We start from the raw sequence: 10,778 nt of genomic DNA, 5'->3' as shown, positions 1-10,778 counted from the left end.
GGCAGCGAGCCCCCGGCCGTGACCGAGGGCTCGCTGTGCGTGAACGCCTTTCACAGCATGGAATGCCCCATTCGGACCGAAAGGTCGCGCGACGCCACCCGCAGCTCCTCGACGATCTCCGGCATGCGCTTCTGCGAGAGCCGGTAGGCCGGACCGGCGGCGCTGATCGCCGCCACGACGTCGCCGTGCGAGCCGAACACCGGCACCGCGACCGCGTGCAGCCCGGCCTCCAGCTCCTCCATGCAGGTCGCGAACCCGTCCTCGGCCGTGCGTCGCAGCACGCACCGCAGCTTCACGGGATCGGTGATCGTGCGCGGGGCGCAGGGCTCCAGCTCTCCCGCCAGCAGGCGGTCCTGGTCGTCGGCCGACGCGGCGGCGAGCAGGACCTTGCCGCTCGACGTGGCGTGCAACGGCGTGCGCTGGCCGACCCAGTTCTGCGCCGCCACCGCGGAACCGCCCCGCGCCTGGCTCACGTTCAGCGCGACGCCGCTGTCGAGGATCGCGATGTTGACGGTCTCGCCCAGCCGGTCCGCGAGCTCCGTGCAGACCGGTCCGCCCACCCGGACGTAGTCGAGCTGCCCGGTCACCGCCCCGGCGAACCGGAGCATGCCGAGGCCGATCCGGAACGGGCCGCGTTCGCCGTCCTGCTCCACGAGGTCACGGGCCTGGAGCGTGTAAACGAGTCTGGACGCGGAGGACTTGTGCACGCCGAGCTCGGCGGCGATCTCGGTGATCCCCGCTTCCCCGTTGCGGGCCAGCAGCTCCAGCACCGCCACCGCCCGATCGACCGATTGCACCAGCGCCGTGTCGCGCGCCTCCCCGTTGTTGCTCATTACGCAACCGTAACCGATTGGTGCAACAACCCCAGACAGCCCAAACGCACCTTGACGCGCCCGCGTTCTGGCCTCATTCTGCTGTTGCGTATCGCACATCGCGTTCCGTAATACGCAACGGAGGGGTTCGAGATGATCACCGCATGCGCCGTGGCCGATCTTCCAGTCGGCGAATCCGTGCGTATTGATGGCGACCCGGCGATCGCCGTCTTCAACGCGGACGGCGAGTTCTACGCGATCGACGACACGTGCAGCCACCAGGACGCGTCGCTGTCGGAGGGCTGGCTGGAGGGCTGCTTCGTCGAGTGCCCGCTGCACGCGGCGAGCTTCGACCTGCGCACCGGCGTCCCGACGTGCCTGCCGGCTAAGAGGGCGGTGCGCACGTACCCGGTCGTCGTGCAGGACGGAATGATCTACGTGGACACGGGCAGCCGCGAGGCTGTGGCGTGAAAACGGTCGCCGTGGCCGGCGCATCGCTGGCCGGGCTGCGGTCCGTGGAGGAACTGCGCAAGCAGGGCTTCGACGGACGGATCGTGGTCATCGGCGAGGAACCCCACGCGCCCTACGACCGGCCGCCGCTGTCCAAGGCGTTCCTGAACGGCACGATGCCGGCCGAGGACCTCGCGCTCTCCGACGACGACTTCGGCGCCGAATGGCGACTCGGCGTCCGTGCCGACCAGCTCGATCCCTCGACCGGCGCGCTGTACCTGTCGACCGGCGAGATCCTGCGCGCGGACGGCGTGGTGATCGCGACCGGCGGCCGGCCCCGCGCCCTTCCCGGCACCGCGGACCTGGCCGGCGTCCACACCCTGCGCACCCTCGACGATGCCGTTGCGCTACAAGCGGATCTGCTGCCGGGCGCCCGTGTCGTGGTCGTCGGCGCGGGCTGGATCGGCGCCGAGGTCGCGTCCACGTGCCGTGCGCTCGGCCACGAGGTGACCGTCGTCGAGGCCGCCCCGGTGCCGATGGAACGCGCGCTCGGCCCCGTTCTCGGCTCGCTCTGCGCCGACCTGCACGCCGACCACGGCGTCGACCTGCACCTGGGCGTCGGCGTGGCTTCGTTCTCGCACAACGGTTCCAGGGTGACCGGTGTCCTGCTGCGCGATGGCACGCACCTGCCCGCCGACGTCGTGGTGGCCGGGATCGGCATGGCGCCCGCGACCGGCTGGCTCGCCGACTCAGGCCTCGCCGTGGACAACGGCGTGCTGTGCGACACCGGCTGCGTCACGTCCATCGCGTCCGTTGTCGCTGTGGGCGATGTGGCCCGTTATCGCACTGCCACGGGAGATCACGTCCGGCACGAGCACTGGACGAACGCCTCGGAACAGCCGGTCGTCGCCGTCCGCAACCTCCTCGCGGGCGCGACCGTGGAGACGTTCCGGCCGTCCGGGTACGTCTGGTCCGACCAGTACGGCGTCCGCCTGCAGGTCGCGGGCGAGACCGGCGGCGCGGACGAGGTGGCCGTGATCGACGGGTCGCCGGACGACCGCAGGTTCGTCGCCGAGTTCCGCCGCGCCGGCCGGCCCGTCGGGCTGCTCGCCATGAACAACGCCAAGCTGTTCGGCCGCCTGCGCCGGCAGCTCACCGCTCCCGTGTCATAGGCAGTCCAGGATGGCGGCCGTCCGCTTCTCCAGGTGCGGCCGCACGTCGTAGCCGGTGAAGATCCACGGCGAACGCTTCTCCATGCCCGCCAGCACCATCTCGCCCACGGCGTCGATGCCCGGCCCGCTCCGGAGGAACGCCTCGACGCCGGGCACGAGGTCGTCCCGCACCGCGACACCGGCGCTCGCCGCCCTCGTGTTCGCGATGATGCCCGTGTCGACCGGGCCAGGGCACAGCACGCTGACGTCGACGCCGTGCCCGGCCACGTCGTGGCGCAGCGCCTCCGACAGGCCGACGACCGCGAACTTGGCCGTCGCGTACAGAACGTTCCCGTCGGACACGAGCCCGGCGCCAGACGAGGTGTTCACGACGTAACCCGTCCGCCGCTCGATCATCCGCGGCAGGAACATCTGGATCCCGTTGACCACGCCGGTCAGGTTCACGCCGAGGGCCAGGTCCCACTTGTCGTAGGTCAGCTCGGCGGCGGGGGCGTACGGCGCGATGCCGGCGTTGTTGAACAGCAGGTCCACGGGCCCGAGCGCGCGTTCGGTCTGGTCGGCGGCCTTCTCGAACGCCTCCCGGTCGCGCACGTCCAGCCGGAACGTCTCCACGGCCGTCACCTGGGACAGCTCTTCCGCGGCGCGAGCCAGCGACTCCTCGTCGACGTCGGCCAGCGCGACGCTCACACCCCGGTGCGCGAGCGCCCGCGCGATGCCCAGGCCGATCCCCCTGCCGCCGCCGGTCACGAAGGCGGTCGATCCCGTCCAGTCCCGCATGGGAACACCTCTCTATGTTGATCTGATGACACTATGCTGGCCAACACAGTACCCTGCTCAGCATGCCTCTCAGTCAACAATCCGCTCCGACGTCGCTCCGGCAGGTCCTCGCCGCGGGCGGCCGCGCCACGATCGGCGTGCTGGTCGGCCTGCAGGTGCTGGACAGCGTCGACAACGTGATGTTCGTGGTCTTCGCGCCCGAGATCCGCGAGTCGCTCGGCATCAGCACGGCGGCCGTCGGCGTCGTCGGAGCCCTGGCCGGGGTGATGGTCGCGCTCGCCGCACTCCCGCTCGGTCTGCTGGGCGACCGGCACCGCCGCACGACGATCGCGGGCGTCGCCACCCTCGTCTGGGCCGCGGCGGCCGGGGTGCTGGGGATGGTCCAGCACCTCTGGCAGGCCGTCGCGGTGCGCGTGGTCGCGGGCGTCGGCAAGGCCAACGAAGGCCCGATCCAGTCGTCACTGCTGGTCGACGCCTACCCGCCGGCCGGGCGAGGGCGGGTGCTCGGGCTGCATCGCGGCGGGCAGCCGCTCGGCATCGTCGCCGGCCCCCTGCTGGCCGCCGCCTTCGCGGCGTTCGTCCCCGCGGAACACGAACCGTGGCGATGGGCGTTCGCCTTCCTCGCCGTGCCCGCGCTGCTGCTCGGCCTGGCCGCGCTGCGCCTGCCCGAACCGGTCCGGGAGCACTCCACCGCGACGCCGCGCGGGGCGTTGAAGGACCTCAGGAAGATCCCCACGTTCGTGGGGGTGATGGTCGCGCTCGGAGCGTTCGGCATCTCCGTGACGACGGTGCCGATCTACCTCAACGTGATCCTCGAGGAGCAACTCGGGCAGGGCGCGGCGGCACGCGGCGTGATCACGGCGGTCTGCGCGGCGGGCGGACTGCTCGGCGCGGCACTCGGCGGAATCCTGAGCGACCGGCTGTTCCGGCGCAGTCCCCCGGCGTGCCTGCACCTCGCCGCCGGCGCGCTTTCCGCGCTGGGCATCGGGTTCGCGGTGCAGGCGTACGCGCAGGACGTGACGACCTACGTGGTGATCGGGGTCGTCGTCCAGGCGATGACGTTCGCCGGCGTCGTGCCGCTGAGCCTGGTCGTGGCGTCGGTGACACCGAAGGAGTTCCGGGCGACGGCGTTCGCGCTGGTCGGCGTCTTCACGGCGGTGGTCGGCGGGCTCGGCGGCGCGGCGCTCACCGGCGTGGCGGAGAAGCTCTGGGGTGCGCAGGTCGCCGTCGCCGCGGTGGCACCGGTGGCCTCGGTCGCCGCGGGTCTGGTGCTGGTCGGGACGGCTCGTCACGTGCGGGGCGACATCGCCCGGGTCGTACGATGATCGCCGTGAACTCCCCCGCGCAGCGCCGGATCGACGAGATCGGCGACGAGAGCCGCCGCCGGATCCTGGACGCCGCCGAGGAGCTCTTCGCCGAACGCGGGTTCGACCGCACGTCCTTTGTGGACATCGCGAAGCGGTCGGGCATCAGCCGCGGTTCCATCCCGTGGCACTTCAAGAACAAGGACGGCCTCGTGATGGCCGTGGTCGAGCGCTTGGTCGGGCGGATCTGGCCGGCCGAGCGCTACGAGGCCGTGCCGTCCCTGACCGAGGTGTTCGCGGAGACGGCCGAACTGCTCAGGAGCGGCAACTCCGCGCTGGTGTTCATGATCCTGGTCGAGGCGCTGAGCGACCGCGGCGTCGTGCACGAGCAGTACCGGGAGTTCTTCGCGCGGCGCCGCGAGGGCATCGAGACCCTGCTGCGCCTCAAACGCCCGGCCACCGCCGATCAGGAGAAGGCCGCCGAGCAGGAGCGCACCGCCGCCGTGGCGCTCAACGGCGCACTCCTGGGCATCCACCTGCAGGCGCTCGTCGATCCGGGCAACGTCGACCTCGACGCGGCACTGGTGTCGATCGCGACCATGTTCGACCGCAACCTCGCCGACGTCTGGCGCTAACGCAGCCGTTCGAGGATCAGGTCGATGTCGGCCTCCGAGGTGCGGTGGTTGGTGACGCAGGCGCGGATGCCCCGCTTCCCCGCCACCACAACGGGTCCGAGCAGCGCGACGTTCTCGGCGGCCAGCGTCTCGAGCAACTTCGTGTGCTCCTCGGGCGAAGCGCCGTCCACCTGGAAGCACACCGCGGTCAGCGTCACGGGGGCCAGCAACGTGAGTCCGGGCGTGGCCGAAATGCCGTCGCCCAACCGCCGCGCCAGTGCGAGAGTGCGCTCGTAGCCGTCCAGCAGCGCGAGCAGCCGCGCTCCGGCCCTGTCGCGTTCGTCGTCGGTCAGCAGAAGTTCGTTCACGACAAGCAGATTAGGCTCTAAAGACTGGCACGCGATTGTCACTTCAACCCCGAAGGCGACTGATCGTGGCATGATCTGCCAGTGGACCGCATCGACCGCGCAATCATCCGCCTCCTCCGCGAGGACGGGCGCCTCACCAACACCGAACTGGCCGACAAGGTGGGCCTCACGCCGTCGCCGTGCCTGCGGCGAGTGCGGGCGCTGGAGGAGGCCGGGGTGATCACCGGCTACCACGCGGCCGTCGACCCCGCCGCGCTCGGCCGGGGCTTCCGGGTGCTGGTGCACATCGACCTCGCCGCGCAGGACACGGAGACCATCGAGGCGTTCGAGGCGAAGATCGCGGAGATCGACGCCGTCGAGCACTGCGTGCGGATGTTCGGGCAGCCCGACTACCACCTGTGGGTCTCCGTCGCCGGCCTCGCCGCCTACGAGCAGCTCTACATGTCCGCGCTCACGAGACTGCCGGGCGTGGCGCGCACGAACTCGCAGTTCCCGATGAAGACGGTGAAGGGCTAGGCCGTGTCCCTGCAAGTTCGTTGGGCGACAGTGGCAGCCGAGGGACCCGGAGACGGCACCGCCGCAACGCCCGAATACGCCCGGTATGAGGGCATTGCGGCGGCACCGTCTCCGAATCTCTCGCCCGCGCCTCTCACCGAACAAACTTGCAGGACACGACCTAGGCCAGGTCCTCGGCCTGCAGCTCGGCCCGCGACGACACCCCGAGCTTGCGCAGCACCCGTGCCGCGTGCTGCTCGACGGTCCGCGGCGACAGGAACAGCACGTCGGCGATCTTCCGGTTGGTGTGCCCGGCGACCAGCAGCCGCGCCACCTCCTGCTCGCGCGGCGACAGCTCGTCGCCGTACCCGCGCCTGCCCCGCCGCGACGGCTTGCCGCCACCGATGCCGCGCAGCTGGTGCCGGCACCGGGCCGCGTCGCGGGTGGCGCCCAGGCCGTCGAACGTGTCGACCAGCGCCGACAGGATCTCCGCCGCCTTCTCCTGGTCGCCGGGCAGCAGGCAGGCGGCCTCGCGTTCGGCGACCAGCGCGGTGAGGTACGGCGCGGGCAACGCCGTGTACCTGTCGGCGGCCTCCCGGTAGAGCGACACCGCGGCGTCGAGCTGACCGCGTGCCTCGGCGAGCAGGCCGCGGCACCAGGCCAGGGCGGCGAACGCCATCGGGGCGTCGCGGTCCTCGATGCCCGCGGCGATCTCCTCGATCAGCGTCTCGGCGTCGGTCTCGCGGCCGGCGGCGAGGAACGTGGCCACGGCGACCGGACCCAGTTCGGTCGCCCACACCCACACGCCCTTCGCGCGCACGATCGCCAGGCCGCGGTCGACGTCCACGCAGGCACGGGTGATCTCGTCCTGGGCCAGCATCGTGCGGGCGAGGGCCGCGCAGCCCGCGACGGCGACCGGGACGATCGACTCCTCGGGGACGAACGCGCCGGTCTCGGTGAGGTAGCTGGTCGCCTCCGCCCACTCACCCCGTGCCGTCGCCAGCGAACCCAGGATCAGCGACAGCTCGCTGGCCAGCGGATACAGGTCGCGGTACTCGTCGAGCAGGGTCTGCGCCCGGTCCGCGAGGCCCTCCCAGTCGCCGGTCAGCCAGTCGAGGCGGGCCCTCGTCGCGTGGGCCGTGCTCGCGGTGAACGGGGCACCGCACTCGGCGGCGAACCGCAGGCCGTCGCGCAGCAGCTCGGCGCACCGGCCGAAGTGACCGGTCGTGGTCATGGCGTCGGCGAGGTTGCAGTGGGCACGGGCGAGCTGGCGCAGTTCGCCGGACGTGGTCGCGGGCTGAAACCCCCACTCGGCCAGCACCGACGGGTCGCCCATGTGCATCTTGGAGCCGACCTCGTTGGCGTACAACGCCATCTTCTGCTCGGGGTCGGTCTCGGTCACGCGCGCCCGGCTGATGCGGTCGAGCCACGGCTGGACCTCGCTCATCGGCGTCATGCCCAGGTAGGACAGCCCCAGCACGGCCTCTCCGCGCGCCGCGAGGTCCGGGCGTTCGGTCAGGTCGGCGACCGCCCGTTCGAGCTCGGAGCGCGCCTCCTCGATCCCGCCCGCCTGACGGATCAGCAGCACGCCCCGGTAGTGCCGGACCTGCCCGCGCGCGGCGGTCGACAGGCGCCGGTCGGACAGCAGCCGTTCCAGTGCCTCGGCCGGATCGAGCTGGTCCAGGCCCTGATGGGCGATCTGACCGAGCTTGATCGCCAGCCGGTCGACGTCCGTCACGGGCACGGCGGGATCGAGCAGCAGCCGTTGCAGCAGGGCCGTGGCGGTGGCCGCGTCGCCGTTCTCGACGGCCCTGTCCGCGGCGGCCTCGCCGTAGTGCAGCCAGGCCGACGTGCGCCCGGCGCGTTCGCTGTGTTCCGCGAGCTGCACCAGCGGACGCGGTTCCACCTGGTCGAGCACCTCGACGGCGCGGCGGTGCAGTTCCTGCCGGTCCGGTCCGCTCAACGTGTCGTACACGGCCTGCTGAGCCAACGCGTGCCGGAAGCCGTACCGCCGTGCATCGACCTCGTGCAGAACGTGGCCCGTCAGCGCGTGCGTCAGGGCGGCACGACTCTCACCGATCTCGGCCACCTCGCCGAGCAGTTCGACGGACGCGGGCGCGCCCAGCACCGCGGCGGCCTGCACCAACCGGGTAGCAGCGGCGGGCAGCGCGGCGAGGCGCTCGGAGATGGCGTCGCGCAGCAGCACGGGCACGTCCACGTTGTCGAGCAACCGACGGGCCGTGGCGCCGTCCGCGTGCACGGCACCGGCGGGATTCCGCAACGCCCGCAACGTTTCCTCGACCACGAACGGGATGCCCGCCGTGCGTTCGTGCAGCTTGGCCGCGAACTCCAGCGACACGGACTCACCGTCGAGGATCGCGGACGTCAGCGCCCGCACCTCGGCCACGTCGAGCGGCTGGAGTTCGAGCAACGCGCTGGTGATCCCGGTCGGCGGCCGGTACGCCGACCCCAGCGGAACACCACCCGGCACGTCCTCGCGCCGGTAGGTGACCACGATGGACAGGTTCGCCGGCGGGTCGCCCATCAGGAACCGCAGCAGCTGCCGGGACCCGTCGTCGGCCCAGTGCAGGTCCTCGACGACCAGCAGCACCGGCCCGAGGACGCCGAGCAGTTCGCGCATGCCGCGGAACAACCGGTGCCGGTCGGCCCGCGGGTCACCGGTCGGGGGCAGTGGCGGCGGCAGGTACTCGGCGAGTTCCGGCAACAGCGAACCGAGCACACCGGACACCGGGCTGAGCCGTGAGTGGTTGCGCGCCAAGCGTTCCGTGCAGTCGCGCAACGCCTCCAGCACCGCGCCGTACGGGAACGGCTCCCCCACCGGCTGGCAGTGGCCCATGAGGACGGAGATCGGGCCGAGGTCCGCGTCGAGCAGCTCGCGCACCAGCCGCGACTTACCGACGCCGGCCTCGCCCTCGATCATGATCACCGCGGGGTGGTTCGGCACGGCGGCGCGCAGCGCGCCGAGCTGGTCACCTCGCCCCACCAGCACCGGCGAGCTCGTGCGCATCAGTCCGCCGGGGTCGCAGCGCCGCGCCCTGGACTTCGGTGTCCGGCTCATCCGCACCGATGGTAGGTGAAAGACGGGTATCCCTACGTAGCGATATCCGGATTGTTCGCCGTTCCCCGCCGCCCGATGGTGATCCGCACGTGGTCGCCCACCCCTGCCGAGGCGGCCGGAGAACGGAGAACCAGAGATGCGACTTGATCGCACAACACGCGTGCTCGCGGCGACGGGCCTGGGCCTGGCCGTCGCAGCGGCGGTGAGCAGCCCTGTTTCCGCTCAAACGGCGTCGATCCAGAAGACCGCCGACCCCGTCGCGGGCAGCTACATCGTGGTGTTCAAGGACGGCGCGAGCGACGTTCCCACCACCAACGCCAAGGCGCTCGACCTCGCCCGCAAGCACGGCGGCACGGTCAGCAACACCTACGTGGCGTCGGTGCGCGGCTTCGCGGTGAAGCTGGACGAGGCGGCGGCGCGCAGGCTCGCGGCCGACCCCGCCGTCGCCTACGTGCAGCAGGACGGCTGGGCGCGGATGTCCGACACCCAGACGAACCCGACGTGGGGCCTGGACCGGATCGACCAGGCGAACCTGCCCGTCGACGCGAAGTACACCTACCCGAACACCGCGTCGAACGTGACCGCGTACATCCTGGACACCGGGATCTACAAGGCACACACCGAGTTCGAGGGTCGCGCCAAGGACGGCTACGACTTCATCGACAACGACGCGGACGCCTCGGACTGCCAGGGCCACGGCACGCACGTCGCCGGCACGGTCGGTTCTAAGACGTACGGCGTGGCGAAGAAGGTCAACCTCGTCGCGGTGCGCGTGCTCGACTGCTCCGGCAACGGCCAGTACTCGCAGATCATCAAGGGCATCGACTGGGTCGCGCAGAACGCGAAGAAGCCCGCCGTGGCGAACATGAGCCTCGGCGGCGGCGCGGACTCCACTGTGGACAACGCGGTGAAGCGCGCGATCGCGGCGGGCGTGACGTTCGGCCTGGCGGCGGGCAACAACAACGGCGACGCCTGCCAGACCTCCCCCGCCCGCGTGCCGGAGGCCATCACGGTGGCCGCCAGCGACTCGGCCGACAAGCGCTCGATCTACACCGGTGGGCAGGCGTCGAACTGGGGCTCCTGCGTCGACCTCTTCGGGCCCGGCTCGAACATCACGTCGACCAAGAACGGCGGCGGCACGACGTCGATGGGCGGCACCTCGATGGCCACCCCGCACGTCGTCGGTGCCGCCGCGCTGTACGCGTCCGCGAACCCGTCCGCGACCCCTGCCCAGGTTCGCGACGCGCTGGTGAACAACGCCACGACCGGCAAGATCACCGACCTGCAGGGCTCGCCGAACAAGCTGCTCAACATCAGCTTCATCGGCGGCGGTAGCCCCGACCCGGAGCCGTGCGCCGCCGCCACCAACGGCGACGACGTGTCCATTCCGGACAACAACACCGCGGTGACCTCGTCGGTGAACGTGACCGGCTGCACCGGCAAGGCCTCGACCGGTACCAAGGTCAAGGTCGACATCAACCACCCCTACACCGCTGACCTGGCCATCGACCTGGTCGGTCCGTCCGGTGCGACCTACAGCCTCAAGAAGGCGAAGGGCGCGACCTCCTCGGCCGGTGTGCACGAGACCTTCACGGTCGACGCCTCCGCCGAGAACCGCAACGGCACGTGGAAGTTGCAGGTGACCGACGTCTGGACCTACGACGCCGGGAACATCGACACCTGGACCCTGACGTTCTGACGAGCACC

10 protein-coding genes are annotated in these 10,778 nt (G+C 71.3%); 6 read left to right on the top strand and 4 right to left on the bottom strand.

Annotation, left to right across the window (positions count from 1 at the left end):
- Positions 1 to 50: 50 nt before the first annotated feature.
- Positions 51 to 833: an IclR family transcriptional regulator gene (locus ACH413_RS02310; protein WP_360029816.1), complete on the bottom strand. Its 783-nt coding sequence runs from the start codon at positions 831 to 833 to the stop codon at positions 51 to 53.
- Positions 834 to 965: 132 nt separating this feature from the next.
- Here ACH413_RS02310 and ACH413_RS02305 point away from each other — a divergent pair, with 132 nt between their 5' ends.
- Both ACH413_RS02305 and ACH413_RS02300 read left to right on the top strand, forming a co-directional pair.
- Positions 966 to 1,283, top strand: a complete 318-nt coding sequence (locus tag ACH413_RS02305) for a bifunctional 3-phenylpropionate/cinnamic acid dioxygenase ferredoxin subunit (protein WP_360029815.1) — start codon at positions 966 to 968, stop codon at positions 1,281 to 1,283.
- Entirely contained in the window at positions 1,280 to 2,434 is a 1,155-nt protein-coding gene (locus tag ACH413_RS02300) for an FAD-dependent oxidoreductase (protein ID WP_360029814.1), read from the top strand. The genes ACH413_RS02305 and ACH413_RS02300 overlap by 4 nt, the downstream gene beginning before the upstream one ends.
- Here ACH413_RS02300 and ACH413_RS02295 read toward each other — a convergent pair.
- Complete coding sequence (locus tag ACH413_RS02295; RefSeq protein ID WP_360029813.1) at positions 2,429 to 3,211, bottom strand: SDR family NAD(P)-dependent oxidoreductase; 783 nt, start codon at positions 3,209 to 3,211, stop codon at positions 2,429 to 2,431. The genes ACH413_RS02300 and ACH413_RS02295 overlap by 6 nt on opposite strands.
- Before the next feature lie 62 nt (positions 3,212 to 3,273).
- On the opposite strand from ACH413_RS02295, the gene ACH413_RS02290 reads away from it, so the two are divergent.
- Together ACH413_RS02290 and ACH413_RS02285 are read left to right on the top strand one after the other, a co-directional pair.
- Positions 3,274 to 4,536, top strand: coding sequence for an MFS transporter (locus ACH413_RS02290; RefSeq protein ID WP_360029812.1), 1,263 nt, complete (start codon positions 3,274 to 3,276; stop codon positions 4,534 to 4,536).
- A gap of 5 nt (positions 4,537 to 4,541) precedes the next feature.
- Positions 4,542 to 5,150 carry a TetR/AcrR family transcriptional regulator gene (locus ACH413_RS02285; RefSeq protein WP_360029811.1) on the top strand — a complete coding sequence of 203 codons (609 nt, stop codon included), beginning with the start codon at positions 4,542 to 4,544 and terminating at the stop codon, positions 5,148 to 5,150.
- Here the strand turns inward: ACH413_RS02285 and ACH413_RS02280 are convergent.
- Positions 5,147 to 5,497: a hypothetical protein gene (locus ACH413_RS02280; protein ID WP_360029810.1), complete on the bottom strand. Its 351-nt coding sequence runs from the start codon at positions 5,495 to 5,497 to the stop codon at positions 5,147 to 5,149. The two genes, ACH413_RS02285 and ACH413_RS02280, sit on opposite strands and share 4 nt — an antisense overlap.
- Before the next feature lie 81 nt (positions 5,498 to 5,578).
- Here ACH413_RS02280 and ACH413_RS02275 point away from each other — a divergent pair, with 81 nt between their 5' ends.
- A complete protein-coding gene (locus tag ACH413_RS02275; RefSeq protein ID WP_360029809.1) occupies positions 5,579 to 6,013 on the top strand; it encodes an Lrp/AsnC family transcriptional regulator in 435 nt (144 codons plus the stop codon).
- A 160-nt stretch (positions 6,014 to 6,173) separates the two neighbouring features.
- On the opposite strand, the gene ACH413_RS02270 is transcribed toward ACH413_RS02275, so the two are convergent.
- Positions 6,174 to 9,071, bottom strand: a complete 2,898-nt coding sequence (locus ACH413_RS02270) for an AAA family ATPase (RefSeq protein WP_360029808.1) — start codon at positions 9,069 to 9,071, stop codon at positions 6,174 to 6,176.
- A 136-nt stretch (positions 9,072 to 9,207) separates the two neighbouring features.
- Between ACH413_RS02270 and ACH413_RS02265 the strand changes: the two genes are divergently transcribed.
- Positions 9,208 to 10,770 (top strand): S8 family serine peptidase, encoded by a 1,563-nt coding sequence (locus ACH413_RS02265; RefSeq protein ID WP_360029807.1) that lies wholly within the window; start codon positions 9,208 to 9,210, stop codon positions 10,768 to 10,770.
- Positions 10,771 to 10,778 lie beyond the last annotated feature (8 nt).

Source organism: Lentzea sp. NPDC020367 (assembly GCF_044387305.1).
In the GTDB taxonomy this organism is placed as follows: domain Bacteria; phylum Actinomycetota; class Actinomycetes; order Mycobacteriales; family Pseudonocardiaceae; genus Lentzea.
The sequence above is the reverse complement of the archived record's forward strand: the minus strand, read 5'-3'. Positions and strand labels throughout refer to the sequence as shown.

What these genes read in the sequence shown, in the direction of transcription:
- ACH413_RS02270 (WP_360029808.1), bottom strand. Translation starts at nt 9,071, where the DNA reads ATGAGCCGGACACCGAAGTCCAGGGCGCGGCGCTGCGACCCCGGCGGA.
- ACH413_RS02295 (WP_360029813.1), bottom strand. Translation starts at nt 3,211, where the DNA reads ATGCGGGACTGGACGGGATCGACCGCCTTCGTGACCGGCGGCGGCAGG.
- ACH413_RS02265 (WP_360029807.1), top strand. Translation starts at nt 9,208, where the DNA reads ATGCGACTTGATCGCACAACACGCGTGCTCGCGGCGACGGGCCTGGGC.
- ACH413_RS02310 (WP_360029816.1), bottom strand. Translation starts at nt 833, where the DNA reads ATGAGCAACAACGGGGAGGCGCGCGACACGGCGCTGGTGCAATCGGTC.
- ACH413_RS02305 (WP_360029815.1), top strand. Translation starts at nt 966, where the DNA reads ATGATCACCGCATGCGCCGTGGCCGATCTTCCAGTCGGCGAATCCGTG.
- ACH413_RS02290 (WP_360029812.1), top strand. Translation starts at nt 3,274, where the DNA reads ATGCCTCTCAGTCAACAATCCGCTCCGACGTCGCTCCGGCAGGTCCTC.